Genomic DNA, 19,767 nt, shown 5'->3' on the forward strand with positions numbered 1-19,767 from the left:
TCGTGGTGTATTTTTGACAACCAGCCTTCAGATAAGAGATCAAGAGATGATCGTTATTGTCCCATTCTGGTTTCTCTGACCGCCGCCTGACTACTATACTGGTTGAAATAAGTCAAAATTACCCATTCTTGAGGATTTTTACCGATCTTGATCTGATCGCCATCCTTCAAGGGATAGTCATTAAGGGTACCGACACGCTCATCTTCAACCCACAGACCATTGCGACTGGGAACGGTTCCATCACCATCGTGAATCAGATAATCATCTCCTTGTTTCCGCAAGATGGCGTGATGTCGGGATATGACTTCCCAACCAGCAGGGACTTTAAAGTCCGACCAGTCCGGATCCCGTCCCAAGCGATGCTCCTCTTTGCTCAGGGGAAAACGACGTAGTTGTCCCTGACATTCTAGTTCTATCCAGATCTGGTTTCCCGTTCCATTATCCATAGCTTGGGCTTGCTGGGAGTTCCCACCCACCGCCGGGGTTGCCGGGGAACCAGGGGGAGTCTCGTGGACTGCGGCTTTGGGACGAAGCAAAAAGTAGGCGGCAAGGCCAAGTCCGGCGGCGCCAGCGATTAAAGCTAGTAATAACTGATAAAATGGGTCGCTCAAAGGCTTCAAATATCGATTGCCCTCGATCTGGGCGATCTCTTTCAGGAGACGATTGACTTCCGAGTGATCATTATAGATTTCTTGAACTTTTTTCAATTTTTCTCTCGCCCCCTCGATGTTGTTATTCCAGTAAAGCTCGAGTCCATCCAGATAAAGTTGATCCGTCGGTCCCGATTCGTTAGTGGTGCCAGCTTGTTTGATAGTTTCCTGAATGAGACTAGCGGGTATGGCGAAAACGATATTAGAGTTAGACTTGGGATCTTTGGGGGCTAACATCCCGATCACTTCACCTTTGTCATTAATCACCGGGCTACCGGCAGTTCCTTCTCCCGCTTCAATACCATCCACTTGAAGGACAGGATTACCCTGTTTGAGAAGCTTAAAGGGGTTAGAAATGCTGCCCTCATCGGCGGAGGCTTCGTAGAAGGATTCTTCGGCCAGTGCTTCTTGGAGATTGATATCGGCATCGCTTGGAAATCCAAGGGTTATGACGGAATCTTGGGTTTGAACTTTCTTGGAATCCCCCAGTCGCAGGGTCGGTACATCGGTGGCCGGTATCTTGATGAGAGTAATAGGGGCAATTCCCTCTTCGGAGGATTCACTCGACTTTTTAATCACGAAGGAATAGGGTTTAACTTTGGCATTTGGCAGAATAACTTGTGCTGGTGCGTAGTAAATTTCGTCCTCCCATTCAACATTTTTAAGCTGTTGATCGGGTTTGCGAACATCGTTGTCTTCAAGTTTCTTTAGAATATTCTTTTTAATAGCCTCCTTGCAATCCTTTTTACTGCCTATACTGAAGTGGGATGTACTGGTAACGATATGGCCATTAGGGTTGATGAAAAAACCCGTTCCTATAAAACTACTGTCAATTGAGAATAGTCTTGGATCGTTTTTATCTCCATAGGGATACCATACCGCTTCTCCCCGACAAAGGCTCAGAATCCGAACGACCGCCGGTTTGGTTTTCCAGACCAACTGTTGTTTTTGGTTGGGAGGAGTGACTTGTTGAACTGACGAGCAGGACTGAAATAGAGCTAAAGCGGGCGCAAGAATTAAGGCAGTTATAGTTAAATTACGTTTCATATCCAATCCCTTCCCTCTTAATAATTTTTAAAGTTAATTGCAGCGAAATGTAGAGATTCGCTCCGGGTGGATAAATTCCTGTGGAATAGATCCCCTACACGATAATTATATCAATGGCATCAAAGACGATTCCTGAAGATTTACTTAATTATACGGATTGACATTTTTCCCATTAACGTCTTAACATCCAGAGGAGCAACAAGATGACACCGCTCATGCCACCGTAAAAAACCAGCAGCGTCTGAGAAAGGACGCTTCTTAACCAAGAATTGATCTGACTGGCTTCGCTGGATATATTCATAGAAAAATCGATTAATTCTGCGGGGGTTTGGCGAACTTCCTCGTATTTTTTCCGAAAAAGTCGCTCTAATCTCAAAAAATAAGCATCAAGAAGCCAAAACATCACGATCGGATAGACCAGAACGATATCATATCCATTTTTGGTGGTAGTTAGAGTCAATAAAGCCGTCACAACAGTAATGCACCACCCCTTGAGGGTACTAGAATTACTGGCCATTCGATCGATAACATTTTGAATAAATTCCAAATGCTTCAGTTTAGCTTCCATTCTCACAACTCCTCAAGATTCTTAAATTTCAAAGATAAATAAAGATAAATTTAGATTAGCGCAATCTAGTGGGACTTAGACAAAAAACAAATCGATAAAAGCCTCAACTCCGATCCCCGCTTGGGATTTACTTCGAGAAGCCCACAATCGCTGAAACCCAGATAGATCAAGGAAAATCATAAATCGAGGTTAACCCTTTGTCCCGTAATGGTTTGAGCCTTTTTTGCTGACCGAAAACGCCGAAGTCCCACTAGAGAATTTACCCGATATCGAGTTCTTGGCTATACTGGAGGGCATGACTCCCATCCCTTAATCATCACTCGTCTATGTCTAATGGTGCCGCTCAACCGCCGAAGGTTTTTATTAGTTATAGTTGGGACTCGGAAACCCATCAAAACCGCGTGCTTGACCTAGCGAATCGTCTTCGCCGCGATGGTATTGACTGCAATATTGACCTATACGAGACATCGCCACAGGTGGGATGGCCTCGCTGGATGTCCCACCAAATTAACAAGGCTCAATTTGTTCTGGTCGTCTGTACCGAAACGTACCAGAAACGCTTTACAGGTCAGGAAGAACCGGGCAAAGGCAAGGGGGTTAATTGGGAAGGAACAATTATTAACCAATATCTCTACGATCAAATCGACAATAATAAATTTATTCCCGTTATATTTGCCCCTCAAGATGCTCCCTATATTCCCGTTGAACTTCGTCGGATAACTTTTCATGTTCTAGATGAGCAAGGATATGAAAGACTCTACCGTCAACTCACCGCTCAACCTCTCCATAAAAAACCTGAAGTAGGCAGTATACGATCGCTGCCTCCCCTTGAAGAAAAACCGGTTCAAATTCCCATCGAAGGTCGAGATAGGCAAGAAAATGCTGATTTAGCCTCGGATCGGCAGCGTCGGCTGAACGAGCTTTACAATGATGTGCGGCGAAAATATTATAAAAGTAGGGATTGGTCGGCAGTTATTAACATCTTTGGGCAAATGCAGCCCGATTTTTTCGATCCCGATGGGTTGTATCGTCAAGCCAGGGAAGAACTCCGTAAGCAACAAAAAGACAAAGAGCAGCTCAGAAAACAACAAGAACAAAAAATCCAAGAAATTAAAAATCTCTATCAAAGAGGCAATGATTATTTCCAAAATAACAATTGGTATCAAGCCCAACAGTGTTTCGGGGAGATTTTACACCGAGAACCAAACGGATATCTAGAGACCGTCAGACGGTTAGAACAAATACAACAAAAACAACAGGAGGCCACAAGGATAGCTTTGGCAGCAATAGTCGTCAGTTGGCTGATAACGATCCCCCTAGACAATCTATCGGGAAGGGGAACTCCCCTGACTGGTGCGATTGGCGGTGGTTTAAGCGGTGGCACGATCTGGTGGCTATCACAGCAGCGACAATCTACTGGGGAAAATCGGAGAGTTCAATTCTTGTTATTCTGTTTCGTCGGTCTGATCTTGGGGGGAATTTTAAAAGCCTTGCTACGAGCACTAACTCAAGATATGTCCCTATTCAACGGACTCGATCCGATCTTAACTGCTTGCGCGGGTGCGATGATCGCTATAGGTTTACTGTTCTGGCAATATCCCGTCCCCAAACAACACCTATAGCTTATCTTTCCTGCTAGAACAGGGTTTTTTTCTGTTCTGACGCTATCGCCGCACAGTCTAAGCAATTAAGTGTTTCCGAAGTGCTGAGGGACTATATTAAAACCTTAGAAGAGCCGTCCTAAAAGGACGGGGAACCTTAAACCGAAATTTTCGGCAAATCCGATCGTGGCCGCCGAAGGGAATTTCATTATTCTCTGGCCGACTTTCAGCCATCAATACTGTCCACCACGCTCAGAAAATCGTTGTGGATTAGCTCGGCGATAAAATTCTCCGGATCGGTGATAGGAACGGTAACGCCTTGGCTGGCTACCATCTGTGCGGCCATCCGAGTCATGAAGTCCTGTCTTGTTTCCGCCATTCTGCCCTGACATTGTTGTAATTTTTCCACCAATTCCAGTGGGGAATCGGCCACCAGTTTATCCCCCTCGCGGGTGACATAAATTGTCATCTTTCCTACCTCCTAAATGATCGGGAACGAGAATTCGGCACTACTAAACCACTTCTTTTATCGCTATCATTATTGCTAGTTAGTTAGTCCCAGCCTCGTCCGTCTTTCCCTATTTCCACTATTTGTTCTGGCTTGTCGCCTGGTAATTATTATTATCGCCAAAATAAAAGGATAAATTTGTCAATCTTTGTAACGAAAAATCAAGAGAACCTGTTCTCACGGTATCGCCCCGAACCTTTGCGGGGAAATTTGTTACAATAAATACAAAGGGACTCCCTGCGCTGGCTTCCATCCCTAGTAAAAAATTGGTGGGGTGGGGAGCGGGGGTGAATAGTCCCGATAGGGGAGGCATTTGTCAGAGTTTCCCGCTTCCTTTAGTTTTAGGGGGAAAAGCCATGAAATCTGGAACATTATTATCGCCCGATCGACCGCTGCCAGAATTTCTCCGGTCAGCTATCCAAGAACGTTTTCCGGGGAAAGCGATCGATGATCTCAGCATCCGCTACTATGAAAGCGTCGAGGATGTGGGATACGAGTATTTTAACGATCGGGTGTTGCCGTCCTGTAGCGATGAGCCTGTCGTCCGCTATCTTGTCCCGTTTATATCCTACGTCCGTCTAGGAGAAGCGTTAGTTTTGGATCGGCAAGAGGGTCTTGTGGTTTACGAAACCGAACGAGATGTTCCCTGCACGGAAACTGGACCTTTCTGGTTGGTGACTCCTAAATCACGCTGAAAAACCCAACCCAAGTTGAGCAACTGAATTGGGAACAGTTAATAGTTAGGGTTGGCTGAATAAATCTAAAAACCTTGTTGGGTAAGACTTTTAGACTTTTGGGAGGTCAAAAAGTACCAGATATGGTAGTGATCAGGGGGAGAATTCAGGGACTTTTTCCCTGAAAATTAGGTAGTTTACCAGATGAAAATGGGTAAAACCCTACACCCCACCTGCCCCCCGATGTCGGGGGGGTTGGGGAGGCCACACCCTGCCCCCAGGAAAGACTTTTTCAGCCAACCCTAGTTAAGACTCGACGGGTGGAGTCGGCAAGCAGCAAAACCCGTCGAATTTTTATAACGCTTGCGATCGCAACCAAGCCACGGGTAAATAGAGCATTTTCTTGGGTAAAGGCACGAAGGCACGACGGGCGAAGACATCGTAGTTATTTGCTTCAATTACCTCTAAAATGCCTTGATAAAGCAGTAAAGCCGCCCAAACCGGCCAACGGGAATCGGGATTAAGGGCGCGAATCCCCCTTTCGGCGGAATCGTAGTAATAACGAGCGCGCTCAATTTGGAAGCGCATTAACGCCTGCCAACGGTGATCATTAACCCCTTTGAGTAAATCGTCTTCGCTGTAGTTAAAAAGCTCTAAATCCTCTAAAGGTAGATAAATCCGGCCACGATGGACATCTTCCCCCACATCCCGCAAAATATTGGTTAATTGATTGGCAATACCGAGATCGATCGCTTCTTCTTGAGGGATATAGACGCTTTGATTGCGCCGCCAAGGGGCCGAGCGATCATCATCTTCCAATCCTAACACCGCGCTGGACATTAACCCCACCGTCCCCGCCACCCGATAGCAGTACAGTTTTAGTTCATCAAAGGTTTGATAACGACTGCGATAGAGATCCATCTGTTGCCCGGCGATCATATCCCGAAAGGGTTGGATATCCATGGGGAACTTTTCTAGAGTATCCACGAGAGCGACATCGGCATCCTCGAGGGCAACCCCAGAAAAGACGGTTTCTAGCTGTTTTTCCCATAAATCAAGGGTTTCAGGTGTAGTTAACCGGGCTTGGGGTCCATCGACCAGTTCATCGGTACGACGACACCAGACATAAATTGCCCAGATCGCTTGACGTTTTGCTTTCGGCATCAGGAGAGTACCGAGATAAAACGTTTTGGAATACTTCTCTGTAATCCGGCGACAGAGTTCGTAGGACTCCGCAAGGGAGACGAGGGGTTTGGTGGGGTGGGTCGGTTTTGGCAATTGGAGCATTCTGCTGGGGCGGAATGATTGACTTAGATTAACGGCGAACTGTGGCTAATGATATAGCATTGTCTCACTCAAGGCCATTTTCGTCATTAGTCCCTAGCCAGAGAATTAACGAGCGCTGGACACTGGTATAGATTGGGTTTTATTCGGGTTTAGCGGTGCTGCGGGGTGATCTTTGCTGATCACTGCTGCCGCTAATTTCCCTGATAAAACGGCTCCTTCCATGCTTCCTAAATATTTTTGCATGGTATAGTCACCGGCGAGATAAAAATTCTCGATCGGAGTTTTTTGAGAAGGTCGATAAGCTTGTCGGCCAGGGGTGGCTTTATAAACCGATCGAGGAGTTTTCACCAGATGATATTTTAACAATTGACTGGGATTATCGCCAGTAAAATGTTGGGGAAAGAGTTTTTCTAGTTCTTTCATCGTGGCGGCGATAATTTCCTCATCGGATTTAGTAATCCAATCCTGAGCGGGAGCGAGAACTAATTCTAACATCGAGCGATCGGGGTTAGCGTATTCTTTACAGGTGTTGCTCATGTCAGCATAAACACTGAGTAAGGGCGAACGGGAGAATAATAAATGATCGATGTCGGTTAGTTTGCGATCAAACCAGAGGTGTAAATTAATGACGGGAACCCCTTCTAATCCTTCTAATTTTTGAAAGAATTTATCTTCTTGCCAAGGTTTAGGTAGTAAAACTTTTAAAGGATCTACAGGCATTGCAGACACATAAAGATCGGCTTCAAAAAGATAATCTTCCCCACCGTCTAAACCGCGCATTAAGAAGGCTTTAACTGTGCCATCTTCATTTAAGATAATCTCTTTTAAAGGGGCATTTAAGCGCACTTCGCCACCTCTAGCGGTGATGTAATCGACTAAAGGTTGGCAGAGTCTTTCCGGGGGTGAACCGTCGAGAAAAGCCATTTTTGAGCCGTTTTTCTCCTGTAAAAAGCGGTTGAGGGCCGTTAGTAGAATCGTGGCGGAAATCTCGTTAGGATCGATAAAGTTTAGGGCTTTCGACATAGCGATAAACACTTCTTTTTCTACCCTAGGCGGTATGTTTTGTTTCTCTAACCATTCCGACCAAGAATATTTATCCATCTCCTCGACGTAACTTTGGCCTTTAACAATGGCAGGAATTAAACCGAGTCCAAATTTAATTTTTTCCTCCCAAGTTAACATATCATTATTGCGAAGAATGGCAACAATACCGTTAATTGGGGCGGGAATATCTGGGAAGTCAAACCGCGAATAGGTCCCCGGTTTTTCCGGCTGATTGAAGATCATCGAGTGTTCTTTCCACTGTAAACGATCTTCTATGCCTAATTCTTGGAATAATTGCAGCATATTGGGATAAGCGCCAAAGAAGATATGTAAACCGGTTTCGTACCAGTCCCCATCGGCATCTTTCCAAGCGGCAATTTTTCCCCCTAATACATCGCGACGTTCCAGTACGATGGGCGTATGTCCCGCATCGACAAGGTATTTCGCACAAGATAATCCGGCTAGTCCCGCACCAGCGATCGCAACTCGCATCGTTTCCTATCTACTCTCTAATGTCTTGTCTTTATCACATTCGCTATTATACTTCACATTTCGTTACATTTTTTTTCAGATTGTCGAGAAGGCTGTCGGCAGGAGGCAGCTTTGTTCTCCCCACACCCCACTTCCTTGATAACTGCTGACTGCTTACTGGTCACTGATAACTGATAACTGGTCACTGATAACTGATAACTGGTCACTGATAACTGATAACTGATATTGTGATATGTAATTAGCTTAATTCGCTTACCTTTTTAGTTCACGCGTACACCCTCTTCAATCGATCGCTATGACTTTTCCCACTACGTCACCTCAAGTCTCGGAAATAGAGAATAATCGTGCTTGGCATAATTTAACTGGGGAACAAACCCTAGAAATACTGAGAACCAATGGGGAAACCGGCTTAATCGAGGCGGAAATTGTTAAAAGAAAGGATATTTACGGGTTAAATGAACTAAAAGAAACGGGGGGACGTAGCCCGTTAATGATTTTATGGGAACAGTTTACTAACATTATGTTAGTGATGCTGATCGCCGTGGCGGTGGTTTCGGCAGTTTTGGACTTGAAAAAAGGGGAATTTCCCAAAGACGCAATCGCTATTTTTACAATTGTTATTTTAAACGGTATTTTAGGATATTTACAGGAAAGTCGGGCAGAAAAGGCATTAGCAGCCCTTAAGCAGTTATCCTCGCCCAAAGTTAGAGTTATTCGTAATGGTAGCACCTTTGAAGTGACGGCCAAGGAACTTGTCCCCGGGGATATCATGTTACTGGAAGCGGGGGTACAAATTGCCGCCGATGGCAGATTATTAGAAGCACAAAACCTGCAAATCCGCGAAGCTGCCTTAACGGGGGAAGCGGAATCGGTGAATAAACAAGCACAGAAGGTTTTACCAGAAGATGCCTCTTTGGGCGATCGCATTAACCTCGTCTATCAGGGTACGGAAGTAGTACAGGGGCGCGGGAAAGTGGCGATTACCAAGACGGGAATGGATACGGAAATCGGTAAAATCGCCGCCATGTTGCAAGGAGTAGAAAGTGAACCAACTCCCCTACAGCAGCGAATGTCGCAGTTAGGTAACGTTTTAGTGAGTAGTTCCCTAGCTTTAGTGGCTGTAGTCGTGCTTGGGGGTGTAATTCGCTCCGGTTGGCAGTTTTTTGAATCATTCCTCGAAACTTCCCTCAGTATGGCTGTGGCCGTTGTTCCCGAAGGTTTACCGGCAGTGGTAACGGTGACATTGGCAATTGGAACCCAAAGAATGGTGAGAAGACAAGCTTTAATTCGTAAATTGCCGGCAGTGGAAACCTTAGGCTCGGTAACGACGATTTGCTCCGATAAAACCGGAACTTTAACTCAAAATAAAATGGTGGTGCAGAAAGTTAATACCTCCGAGCAGACAATTACTGTCACGGGGGAAGGTTACGCGCCCATCGGTGAGTTTAATGGTGCTAGTGAAAGTGATCCCGAACTACAGGCAATTTTAACGGCTTGTGTGCTGTGTAATGATGCACTTTTGCAGAATCAAGCTCAAGAATGGTCAATTTTAGGCGATCCCACCGAAGGAGCTTTACTGACGTTAGCGGGTAAAGGAGGACTATATCGGGAAGCATTGGCACCACAAAGCCCTCGTTTAGGCGAATTTCCCTTTTCTTCCGAAAGAAAGAGAATGTCAGTAATCTGTGAGAATGCCCAGTTAGGTTTGGGGGATTCTGCCTATTTAATGTTTACCAAAGGATCACCGGAATTAATTCTCGAACGTTGTTCTCTGATCCAAGTTGGGGCGGAAAGTCAACCCTTAACACCTGAACAAAGAAGCCGTATTTTGGCACAAAATGACGAAATGGCGGGTAATGGCCTACGAGTTTTAGGTTTTTCCTATAAACCGATGACAGAAGTGCCAGAAGCGGAAAGAGAAGATAGTGAGGAACAATCCCTGGTTTGGTTGGGATTGGTGGGAATGCTCGATGCACCCCGCAAAGAAGTTAAAGAAGCGGTTGCCCTCTGTCGTCAAGCGGGAATTCGTCCGATTATGATTACCGGAGATCACCAATTAACGGCCAAGGCGATCGCCATTGAATTAGGCATTGCTGCCCCCGGGGAGCGAGTAATCACGGGTAAAGAATTAGAAAAAATGTCTCAGAATGACCTAGAGGGAGAGGTAGATGGTGTTAGCGTCTATGCTCGCGTTTCTCCCGAACATAAGCTGAGAATCGTCCAAGCTTTGCAAAAACGGGGCAAATTCGTCGCCATGACGGGGGACGGGGTGAACGATGCTCCGGCACTAAAACAAGCGGATATCGGCATCGCCATGGGCATTACCGGAACTGATGTCAGCAAAGAAGCCAGCGATATGATTTTGCTGGATGATAATTTTGCCACCATCGTCGCTGCCACTGAAGAAGGGCGCGTGGTTTACAGTAACATTCGGCGCTTTATTAAATACATTCTCGGCAGTAATATTGGCGAGGTTTTAACGATTGCAGCGGCTCCTCTGCTCGGTTTAGGCGGTGTACCCCTTTCTCCCTTGCAAATCCTCTGGATGAACCTTGTCACCGACGGTTTACCGGCTCTGGCTTTGGCAATGGAACCCGCCGAACCTAATGTGATGAAACGTCCACCTTTTAGCCCCCGGGAAAGCATTTTCGCTCGCGGTTTGGGTTGGTATATGATTCGCATCGGCATCGTCTTTGCCATTCTCACCATTATTATGATGGCTTGGGCTTACCAATATACTCAGGCAACCCCCGAAATCGGAGATCCCGGACGCTGGAAAACCATGGTATTTACTACCCTCTGTTTAGCACAAATGGGTCATGCTTTAGCGGTGCGTTCCCATACCCAGTTAGCTGTGCAAATGAATCCCTTCTCTAATCCTTACATTATTGCCGCCGTGGGCTTGACAACGATCCTACAATTGTTGTTAATTTATGCTCCTCCTCTACAAAGCTTCTTCGGCACTCAATGGATTAGTGGCACAGAATTATTAATCTGTTTTGGATTTAGTGCCTTAATGTTTGTTTGGATCGAGTTGGAGAAGTTATTTATTCGCTGGTTCATGACGAAAAAATAAATCAATGCCAACACCAATTATTCTGACTTTAACGGTTTTAGTCGTTGCTTTAGTCGCTTTCGTGGCGGAATGGCTACCGGTAGATTTAACCGCTTTATGCGTGGCGATTGTCCTGATTCTTTTGGGTTTAGTTACTCCCGAAGAAGGTATCGCCGGATTTAGTAGTTCTGCTACGGTGACGGTGATGGCGATGTTTGTACTTAGTGCTGGAATTACCCGCACGGGAGTGATTCAAGTAATTCGCGATCGCTTGCTGGTTTGGGGGGGCAAAAATCCCCACCAACAGGTATTTGTCTTAGGGGCATTAGTGGGGCCAATTAGTGCTTTTATTAATAACACGGCAGTGGTGGCGATCTTTTTACCCATCGTCGAAGATTGGTGTAAAAAACAAAAAATTTCTCCTTCTAAGTTATTAATTCCCCTTTCCTACGCGACGGTTTTAGCGGGGATGATTACCGTGGTGGGGACTTCTACTAACATTCTCGCTAGTGGTATTTCTGCCAAGCTGGGTTATGGGGAATTTAGCTTATTTCAATTCACTGCTTTAGGATTAGTCACTTTTTTAGCAGGTTTGATTTATTTAACAATTTTTGCCCCAAAATTACTACCCGATCGCAAATCTTCCACCGGGGAATTTTTAGAGGATGATTATGGTTCTAAAGTATATCTGAGTGAGGTAATTATTACCCCTCGTTCTAATCTTATCGGTCAAACTTTATACCAAAGTGGACTACAAAGAAAGTTTAATTTTGATGTGTTGGAATTAATCAGAAATAAGGTACATTTATCCCAACCTTTAGCTGATAAAGTTCTCAATGCTGGCGATATTTTAATCGTTCACAGTAGTCGGGAAGAACTATTAAAAATTAAAGATGAACGAGGCTTAGAAATCTTTGCCGATGTCAAATTTCAGAAAGGAGATATTGAATCGACAATTACTACAGGTGAGGAAAAATTAGCCGAGGTTTTGATTCTCTCTAATTCCCGTTTAATTGGGACAACTTTAAAAGATTTGAAATTCCGTCAGCGTTATAACGCAACGGTTTTAGCGATTCGGCGTGGTTCAGAATTACTGCAAGGAAGATTAGGAAAAATTCCTTTAAAGTTTGGCGATTTGCTCTTGGTTCAAGGACCAAAACAGAGTTTTATTGGTTTACAAACCACGCGAGAATTATTAGTCTTAGAAGAGAAAGAAATTGAATCATTGCGACAGGATAAGGGCATTATTGCTTTAATGATTACTTTGTTGGTGATTATTATTGCTGCTTTTGATATTCAACCGATTCTCGTCACCAGTTTAGTTGGGGTGGTTTTAATGGTAATTACTGGCTGTCTAAAACCGGGGGAAGTCTATGGTTCCATTCGTTGGGATATTATCTTTTTATTAGCGGGTTTAATTCCCCTGGGTACTGCCATGGATAACTCGGGAACGACTAAATGGTTGGCAGATAATTTAGTGGCTATCGGCGGCCATCTTTCGGGGTTTTGGATCTTAGTTTTCTTCTATCTAATTACCTCATTTTTAACTGAAATCCTCTCTAATAACGCCGCCGTGGTTTTAATGATTCCCGTCGCCGTGGAAGTGGCGAAAACTTTGGGTTTAAATCCTTTGGCTTTTATGTATGCTGTCACCTTTGCTGCTTCTAATAGTTATCTCACACCAATTGGCTATCAAACTAACACCATGGTTTATGCACCAGGCGGCTATAAATTCCTCGATTTTACCCGTTTGGGTGCGCCCCTAAATTTAATTTTGACGATTTTAACCCCTAGTTTAATTGTCTTGTTTTATGGCTTGAAATAAAGAAAGAGATCGAAGATTCTTCGATCTCTAAAAAGAATTTGATAGTAGTCAAAACTATTTCGATTCAGCGAAGCGTTTACGCAGGGATTCGGCTCGCTTTTTCGCCACGGTATTATTAGGATCAAATTTGAGAGTTTCTTCGTAGGTTTCGAGAGCTTTTTTCGCCATTTGTTTCTTTTCGTAAACATTGCCAAGATTATTGAGAGCGATCGAGTATTCAGGATAAAGTTTAATTGCTTCTTTGTAGTTACGAATCGCTAATTCTAATTGTTCTTGGGCAAAATAGGAAAAACCGAGCGCATTGTAGATTAGAGCTTGATTTTCTGGTTCGATGCTTTCTTCCTCAGAGATTTTTAAAGCCTTTTGTAGTAAACTCAATGCTTGAACATAGAGTTTTTTATCGAGATAAAGACTCCCTAATTCATAGTAATCTTTAGCTGTACCTTTTTCTTTTTGCAATTTCTTTTGTAGCTTGTTAAAGGTTCCTTCCACTCGACGGGTTTTAAAGATTTGCACGATGACAAAAATTCCTAAACCAATCACGAAAATTAGCAATCCAGAAACGTAAATAAGCGGCAGGGTATCTTCCATAATTAGCGATCGAGCAATTAATATTTTTATACTTATTCAATCAGATTATAGCAGGATTTAGTCAGTTATCAGTTGTCAGTTATCAGCTTTTTTCTCCCCACACCCCACACCCCACACCCCATCACCCTATCTCCCCATTTCCCGAATTCTCAGGGGTAAGCCCCAATAGTTCACCCGTTCTACTAACCAGCCGGTGGATTCTAGCCGCTCGATCGCTTGATTGACGCGTTCTCGGAGACTTTGGTACTGTAAACCTTTAGGGAGAACGACTCCTAGAGCGATCGCCCCCAACTGGATCGGTAATTGACGATAATTGGGGAATTGCTGCACCCAACCGGTTAAAAGGCTATTATCAGCCGCAAAAGCGTCTATTTCCCCCGTTTCCAGTAAATTTAAAGCTTCTTGATAGGAAGCAACCCCGCGCAGGGTAGCGTTAGGTAAATGGGAACGCACAAGGGCGATTGTCGTCGAGCCGTTGAGTACGGCGATTCTAGAGTTAGCTAGGTCTTCTAAACGCTGAAATAGCAGGTTTTTCGTCACAAAACCGCTGCTATCGAGGTAATAAAAGGGGCTAAAATCCACTAAGCGCTGACGTGCAGGAGTAATCGCCACACGAGCGATCGCCAAATCCACCCGATCATCAATAACCACCTGTAAACGCTCTTGATTACTAACGGGTTTGAGAATAATAGCACTGTCAGAACCGAGAATTTCTGACGCTAGACGTTTAGCGATGTCGATTTCCAATCCTTGCAGATTGCCCTGAGAATCAAGGAAAGCGAGGGGAGGGAGATTATTTTTGACAGCGACAATTAATTTTCCCCGGCGTATAATTGTATCGAGATCGGCGCTAAAACTTGGGGCTACACCTAAGAGCAAAAAACCAAGAATAAATAACAAATTTTTCATACTGTTTTACCTAGACTAACTCGATTTCTGCCTTGATTTTTAGCGGCGAACATGGCATGATCAGCCCGCTCGATCACCTCTTCTAGATTATTATCTTGAGGGCTAAATGTTGCCACACCGATACTAGCAGTAACTGGCACTTTTTGTTGAGCAAGTTCAATATTTAACTTGTTAATTACTTGACAAATGCGCTGGGCTGTGGTAGCAGCATCTTCAAGATTAGTTTCTGGGAGAATAGCGACAAATTCCTCGCCCCCAAAGCGCCCAAAACTATCCACTTGACGCAGACAGGTTTTAATTGCCCCAGCGACAGTAATTAAAGTTTTGTTTCCTAGGATATGACCAAAGGTATCGTTAATATGTTTAAAATGGTCGATATCGATGAATAGAACCGAAAAATAACGATGATAACGACGACATCGTTGAAATTCTTTCTCACCTAAGTAGAGAATCTCTCGACGATTATTTACCCCAGTTAGGCTATCAGTTCTGACTAGCTTTTCTAGTTGAGAATTGATATTTTTAAGTTCTTCTTGAGTCTTTTTGAGTTCTAGATGAATTTTAACTCTGGCTAACAGTTCCCAACTATGAAATGGTTTATTTACATAGTCCACAGCCCCAGAATTAAAAGCATTGAGAATATCTTCTTTTTCCTTACTATCTGTCACAAAGATAATTGGTATATGAGCGTATAAATTGTCATTTTTTAGTCTTCGACAAAGTTCTATTCCCCCCATATATGGCATCATTAAGTCAAGAAGAATTAGGTCAGGATTAGCAGTTTTTACTCGTTCTATTGCCTGTTTAACACTACTAGCAAAACTGGTGGCATAACCAGCAGAATCAAGAATCTCCACAGCTAATTGGAGATTTTTGCCCACATCATCAACAACTAAAACTAGACAGTCTTCAGCAGAAAATTTAATCATCATCAGTCAGTATAAGTAATCAAGTTAAGGAGAAAATAGAGATACAATTATTAGTGATAAGCTGTTCGTAATTTAAATTGCTTGTTGAGACGAGGCAAGAGGCAAGAGTCAACAGTAAAGGGATTGGGAGAGATTCGGCTAATCTAAGAATAAGCGGTTTAAATACCTCTTAGCTTACAGCATTTCTGATAAAAATGAAGTATGATGGGATTGGGCATCACCCCCAAAGGTTAAGCTTGTCCCTAGTTTCTAGAAGTCCGCTTTTTTCGACTAGAATCAAAAAAGCCAGCCAGAATAGCCACAATTAAAAAAATTTCTCCTCTTAGACTTGACGTGAAAGAGTCCCTTAACCCTACTTCTTTGGATCTCAAAACCATTTTTCCCTTTAAACTCGACGACTTCCAGCACTCGGCGATCGCCGCTCTCGCTGCCGGTAAATCAGTGGTCGTCTGCGCTCCCACGGGTTCCGGCAAAACTTTAATCGGAGAATACGCTATCTATCGCGCCCTAGAAAGGGGCAAACGGGTTTTCTACACCACTCCCCTGAAAGCTCTTTCTAACCAAAAATTCCGGGATTTTCAAGAAAAATTCGGTCGCACCCCCACCGATGGCGATGAGGATTCCCCGCTGCTCTTTGCCGAAGTGGGATTGATTACCGGGGATGTGGTGATCAATCCTTCAGCATTAATTGTAGTCATGACTACAGAAATTTTTCGCAATATGCTGTACAAAACCCCGATCGGTCAGGTAGGCACTTCCCTAGAAAACGTGGAAACCCTGGTTCTCGATGAATGTCACTATATCAGCGATCGAGGTCGCGGCACCGTTTGGGAAGAATCAATTATCTACTGTCCCCCTAGTATCCAATTAGTCGCCCTCTCCGCCACCATCGGCAACCCCGGGGAACTCACCGACTGGATTAACTGGGTGCGGCAACTGCCCCAATCCGGCGACAATAAACAGACCTCCAGCTGCGAGCTAATTAACTCCGATTTTCGCCCCGTCCCCCTGCGCTTTTATTTCGTTAATAAAGAGGGATTATTCCCGCTGCTCGACCCAAAACAGAGCAAAGTTAACCCGAAACTACGCTCAAAAGTCGGCCACGGCAAACCCCGACGCTTAAAACGAGAAGATTGTCCCACCATCGCCTCCATTGTCACCACTCTGCGGGACAAGGATATGCTCCCAGCTATTTACGTCATTTTCAGCCGTAAAGGTTGCGATCAGGCGATTCGAGAGCTAAAAAACCTCAATCTCGTTAATCCAGAAGAAGCTAGAGCCATTTACTACCGTTTACTCATTTTCTTCCTGGAAGATAATCCCAATCTGCAAGAACTGACCCTTTCCTTCTTTGCCGTCGAAAATCCGCCCCTACACCAGAAATTACTGGCTTTTTTCGCTAATAACCCCCAGTCTGACGAGCAACTCCTCAGCCTCTTAACCGCCGACCCCGAGACGAAAAATCAACTATTTGAATTCCTGGCCAGTGCTTCCCAATTGGTGCGCGCCGACCAAGTGGAACCCCTCACCCGGGGCTGTGGTGTTCACCATGCCGGGATTTTACCCCTCTGGAAAGAATTAGTCGAACAACTCTTTGAAGCCGGTTTAATTAAGGTGGTTTTTGCCACCGCTACCCTCTCGGCCGGGATTAATATGCCCGCCCGCACCACCGTTATCTCGGCCCTCTCCAAACGCACCGATGATGGCCATAGTATGCTGACTCCCTCGGAATTTGTCCAGATTGCCGGCCGGGCGGGTCGCCGGGGAATGGACGCGGTGGGCCATGTGGTGACAGTACAAACGCCCTTTGAAGGGGCAAAAGAAGCGGCTTTTCTGGCCACCGCCCAACCGGAACCCCTGCAAAGCTGTTTTGCGCCCAGTTACGGCATGGTCTTAAATCTCCTGCAAAAACACAGTCTAGAGGAGGCCAAAGACCTCTTAGAGCGCAGTTTCGCCGAATATCTCGCTCGTTTGAAGTTAAGCCCCGAACGACAACAGATTACCGCCTTAACCACCGAATTAGCTAAGTTGGATATGGAGTTAGCCGGTATCGAGCGGGAGCAGGTCTTCAGTTACGAAAAGCTACGGGAAAGACTGCGGGAAGAAGAAAGACTGTATAAAATCATCGCTAGTCAGTCAGAGGCACAGAAAAGACAGGAAATACATCTAAAATTGCCGAATATTCCCGTCGGAACTATCCTCCATCTCAAGGGCAAACATATTAAGGTCCCCGTCCCCGTCCCCGCTATCTTTGTCAATACCCTGCACGGCGCTGGTCAAGTGCGAACTCTTGTTTGTTTAGGCAGTGATAATCGCTGGTATTTAGCCGCCTATGCCGATATTAGCGAGATCGATCGAGGTTTTCTCACTCCTGCGGCATTAGGCGAACTGATACCCCCTTCCCTAGCAGCTGTTTCCCTAGGGGGGTGGCGCAAGGGTGAGGAAAATACTCAGGCGATCGCCGATTTCATCCCCCAACAAGTGCAGGGCATCCCACCGGTGGTGGAACTGGAAACACAGGCACAAAAAATTGAAATTGTCAATAGTCAAATTGCCGCTCATCCCCTGCAAAAACGCAAAAATCCGGGGCGATTGATGAAATTATACTACGATCGAGAGATTGCTCGCGATAAGTTACACAAGACCCAGATTAAATACCAAAAACAACAATCCCGTAAATCCTACTACTGGGAAGAATTTCTGAATCTAATCGAGATTTTGCGAGAATTCCAAGCATTAGAGGGTTATTTGCCCACTCCCCTCGGAGAAGCGGCGGCCACTATTCGCGGGGAAAATGAACTCTGGTTAGGATTAGCGATGATGTCCGGAGATTTGGACAGATTGACTCCTAGCCAACTAGCCGCCGCCATCAGCGCTATGATTACGGAACCCCCTCGCCCCGATACTTGGTGCAATTACCCGCCTGTGCCAGAAGTTATCGATATTTTGCGGCAAGGAGAGGGAAATTCCCCCGGTCTGCGAGAAGTTCGCCGTTTACTCTATCAAGCTCAATCTCGCTACGATATCACTATTCCCGTCTGGTTAGAAACCCAACTGATGGGGATTGCCTCCCGTTGGGCCCAAGGGACATCCTGGCCGGAATTGTGCGAAAATACTAGCCTCGATGAGGGAGATCTAGTGCGATTATTACGGCGCACCGTCGATGTTCTCTGGCAAATTCCCCAAATTCCCCGAGTTTCCCAAGTCCTTAAAGATAATGCCCGTCTCGCCGTCACAGCCATGAAGCGCTTTCCTTTATAAATTGATCGCTCTTTTAAACAATGGGAGATGGTAAGGAAAGTAACTGTTGGTGAATCTGCTCGATGAGGGCGAGGATTTGCTGATAATTGTGGTGCAATCCCTGTTGATAGAGGTGATTTGCTCCTTGATTTAAATCCGCTAAAGCTGATTGATAATAACCCAATTGATGCCGCAGTAATCCCCTTCTAATATAAGCATCGGCATAAAAAGGATCGATGGCAATCGCCCGATTTAAATCGGCGATCGAGCGTTCGTATTCACCTAATTGGTGAGCGGTACAAGCTAGATTATAGTAGGCTGAAGCGTTATTTTTATTTAACCGGAGAGCTTGATTAAAATCCGCTTTGGCTGAGGTAAAATTGTGGAGGGCTAAATGAGATAAACCTCGATCATTATAAATAGTGGCTAAAGTGTCGGGTTGCCAGTTAGTAATTTGACGCAAGGATTGATTAAAATCGGCTAGGGCAAGGGGATAATTTTTCATGGCTGCCTGAACTAACCCCCGATTATAGTAGGCTTGATAATAGGTGGGTTTTAACCGGATAGTCTGGTTATAATCGGTCAGCGCCTGTGGATAATCTCCCAAACGATAAAAAGCTAAACCCCGATGGAAATAGGCTAGATAATTATCAGATTGCTGTTGTAAAGAGCGGGTGCAGTCTTGCCAAGCGTGGAGATAATCCTGCAAATAAATCTCAGTTAAACAGCGATTACTGTAGGCTAGGGCCAAGTTATTTTCCCGTTCGATCGACTGATTGAAATCCTGCAAAGCTTGCTGATAATTACCTGCCTCTAGTTGTTCAATTCCCGATCGCAACCAGTAGGATAAATGTACTGATTGAGCCGCTTTTCCCAGCCGAGGCCATCCCCCCAGCACAAGCGAGCAGAGCAGTGCAACCATAACCAATCCACCGAGGCGAGGAAGAAAATTTTTCAAAACCGTTGACATAGGAGTATCTTTGTGCATATACTCCCAATTCTGAGGAAACTTTCTCGATCGATCAACAGACAGCCTGTCAAATGCAGGAGACAGGAGATTATTTTTATTTATTTTTCCCACACCCTACACCCCACACCCCACACCCCACACCCCACACCCCACACCCTACACCCCACACCCCACACCCCACACCCCACAGTCTAGGACTGGTCTATGTCTCTAGAGGTCAGTCTGCGATAAGCTGATTTGACATCCTCGCCGCCGTAAAACGGACGGCGATTCCCAAACCTCACGATTTAGGTTTCTGCTTCTTTCCCTTGCGGGGTTCCGCACCTGCCTTAACAGATTTACTCTGTTCTGGTCTTATGGTCGCTCTACAGACTGAC

The 19,767-nt window shown here is 45.0% G+C and carries 14 protein-coding genes; 5 read left to right on the forward strand and 9 right to left on the reverse strand.

Annotated features, from left to right (window positions below):
- Window positions 1-53: 53 nt before the first annotated feature.
- Both O9295_RS24325 and O9295_RS24330 read right to left on the reverse strand, forming a co-directional pair.
- Window positions 54-1,697, reverse strand: a complete 1,644-nt coding sequence (locus tag O9295_RS24325) for a trypsin-like peptidase domain-containing protein (protein ID WP_288035903.1) — start codon at window positions 1,695-1,697, stop codon at window positions 54-56.
- 172 nt (window positions 1,698-1,869) lie between these two features.
- Complete coding sequence (locus O9295_RS24330) at window positions 1,870-2,265, reverse strand: hypothetical protein (RefSeq protein ID WP_288035905.1); 396 nt, start codon at window positions 2,263-2,265, stop codon at window positions 1,870-1,872.
- 326 nt (window positions 2,266-2,591) lie between these two features.
- Between O9295_RS24330 and O9295_RS24335 the strand changes: the two genes are divergently transcribed.
- Window positions 2,592-3,887, forward strand: a complete 1,296-nt coding sequence (locus O9295_RS24335) for an SEFIR domain-containing protein (RefSeq protein WP_288035907.1) — start codon at window positions 2,592-2,594, stop codon at window positions 3,885-3,887.
- A gap of 205 nt (window positions 3,888-4,092) precedes the next feature.
- Here the strand turns inward: O9295_RS24335 and O9295_RS24340 are convergent, their stop codons facing one another.
- Window positions 4,093-4,335: a hypothetical protein gene (locus O9295_RS24340; RefSeq protein WP_002795543.1), complete on the reverse strand. Its 243-nt coding sequence runs from the start codon at window positions 4,333-4,335 to the stop codon at window positions 4,093-4,095.
- Between the two features lie 257 nt (window positions 4,336-4,592).
- On the opposite strand from O9295_RS24340, the gene O9295_RS24345 reads away from it, so the two are divergent.
- Window positions 4,593-5,069, forward strand: coding sequence for a hypothetical protein (locus O9295_RS24345; protein ID WP_125732039.1), 477 nt, complete (start codon window positions 4,593-4,595; stop codon window positions 5,067-5,069).
- Window positions 5,070-5,402: 333 nt separating this feature from the next.
- Here O9295_RS24345 and crtB read toward each other — a convergent pair whose 3' ends face one another.
- A complete protein-coding gene (gene crtB, locus O9295_RS24350; protein WP_288035909.1) occupies window positions 5,403-6,335 on the reverse strand; it encodes a 15-cis-phytoene synthase CrtB in 933 nt (310 codons plus the stop codon).
- Between the two features lie 105 nt (window positions 6,336-6,440).
- Complete coding sequence (gene pds / locus O9295_RS24355) at window positions 6,441-7,871, reverse strand: 15-cis-phytoene desaturase (RefSeq protein ID WP_288035910.1); 1,431 nt, start codon at window positions 7,869-7,871, stop codon at window positions 6,441-6,443.
- 295 nt (window positions 7,872-8,166) lie between these two features.
- On the opposite strand from pds, the gene O9295_RS24360 reads away from it, so the two are divergent.
- Both O9295_RS24360 and O9295_RS24365 read left to right on the forward strand, forming a co-directional pair.
- Window positions 8,167-10,947 carry a cation-translocating P-type ATPase gene (locus O9295_RS24360; RefSeq protein WP_288035912.1) on the forward strand — a complete coding sequence of 927 codons (2,781 nt, stop codon included), beginning with the start codon at window positions 8,167-8,169 and terminating at the stop codon, window positions 10,945-10,947.
- Window positions 10,948-10,951: 4 nt separating this feature from the next.
- A complete protein-coding gene (locus O9295_RS24365; protein ID WP_287739613.1) occupies window positions 10,952-12,751 on the forward strand; it encodes an SLC13 family permease in 1,800 nt (599 codons plus the stop codon).
- Window positions 12,752-12,805: 54 nt separating this feature from the next.
- On the opposite strand, the gene O9295_RS24370 is transcribed toward O9295_RS24365, so the two are convergent.
- From O9295_RS24370 to O9295_RS24380, 3 genes are all read right to left on the reverse strand, one after another.
- Window positions 12,806-13,342 carry a tetratricopeptide repeat protein gene (locus O9295_RS24370; protein WP_147071449.1) on the reverse strand — a complete coding sequence of 179 codons (537 nt, stop codon included), beginning with the start codon at window positions 13,340-13,342 and terminating at the stop codon, window positions 12,806-12,808.
- Between the two features lie 126 nt (window positions 13,343-13,468).
- A complete protein-coding gene (locus O9295_RS24375; RefSeq protein ID WP_190719983.1) occupies window positions 13,469-14,251 on the reverse strand; it encodes a transporter substrate-binding domain-containing protein in 783 nt (260 codons plus the stop codon).
- Window positions 14,248-15,180: a GGDEF domain-containing response regulator gene (locus O9295_RS24380; RefSeq protein WP_190719980.1), complete on the reverse strand. Its 933-nt coding sequence runs from the start codon at window positions 15,178-15,180 to the stop codon at window positions 14,248-14,250. Before O9295_RS24380 ends, O9295_RS24375 begins: the two co-directional genes overlap by 4 nt.
- Window positions 15,181-15,513: 333 nt before the next feature.
- Here O9295_RS24380 and O9295_RS24385 point away from each other — a divergent pair, with 333 nt between their 5' ends.
- Entirely contained in the window at window positions 15,514-18,441 is a 2,928-nt protein-coding gene (locus tag O9295_RS24385; RefSeq protein ID WP_288035914.1) for a DEAD/DEAH box helicase, read from the forward strand.
- A gap of 13 nt (window positions 18,442-18,454) precedes the next feature.
- On the opposite strand, the gene O9295_RS24390 is transcribed toward O9295_RS24385, so the two are convergent.
- A complete protein-coding gene (locus O9295_RS24390) occupies window positions 18,455-19,408 on the reverse strand; it encodes a tetratricopeptide repeat protein (protein ID WP_288035915.1) in 954 nt (317 codons plus the stop codon).
- Window positions 19,409-19,767 lie beyond the last annotated feature (359 nt).

The sequence above is a fragment of the Microcystis sp. LE18-22.4A genome, assembly GCF_027531105.1.
Taxonomy (GTDB): domain Bacteria; phylum Cyanobacteriota; class Cyanobacteriia; order Cyanobacteriales; family Microcystaceae; genus Microcystis; species Microcystis aeruginosa.

Coding starts and splice junctions, on each gene's coding strand:
- O9295_RS24325 (WP_288035903.1), bottom strand. CDS start 1,697: ATGAAACGTAATTTAACTATAACTGCCTTAATTCTTGCGCCCGCTTTA.
- O9295_RS24330 (WP_288035905.1), bottom strand. CDS start 2,265: ATGGAAGCTAAACTGAAGCATTTGGAATTTATTCAAAATGTTATCGAT.
- O9295_RS24335 (WP_288035907.1), top strand. CDS start 2,592: ATGTCTAATGGTGCCGCTCAACCGCCGAAGGTTTTTATTAGTTATAGT.
- O9295_RS24340 (WP_002795543.1), bottom strand. CDS start 4,335: ATGACAATTTATGTCACCCGCGAGGGGGATAAACTGGTGGCCGATTCC.
- crtB (WP_288035909.1), bottom strand. CDS start 6,335: ATGCTCCAATTGCCAAAACCGACCCACCCCACCAAACCCCTCGTCTCC.
- pds (WP_288035910.1), bottom strand. CDS start 7,871: ATGCGAGTTGCGATCGCTGGTGCGGGACTAGCCGGATTATCTTGTGCG.
- O9295_RS24360 (WP_288035912.1), top strand. CDS start 8,167: ATGACTTTTCCCACTACGTCACCTCAAGTCTCGGAAATAGAGAATAAT.
- O9295_RS24365 (WP_287739613.1), top strand. CDS start 10,952: ATGCCAACACCAATTATTCTGACTTTAACGGTTTTAGTCGTTGCTTTA.
- O9295_RS24370 (WP_147071449.1), bottom strand. CDS start 13,342: ATGGAAGATACCCTGCCGCTTATTTACGTTTCTGGATTGCTAATTTTC.
- O9295_RS24375 (WP_190719983.1), bottom strand. CDS start 14,251: ATGAAAAATTTGTTATTTATTCTTGGTTTTTTGCTCTTAGGTGTAGCC.
- O9295_RS24380 (WP_190719980.1), bottom strand. CDS start 15,180: ATGATTAAATTTTCTGCTGAAGACTGTCTAGTTTTAGTTGTTGATGAT.
- O9295_RS24390 (WP_288035915.1), bottom strand. CDS start 19,408: ATGCACAAAGATACTCCTATGTCAACGGTTTTGAAAAATTTTCTTCCT.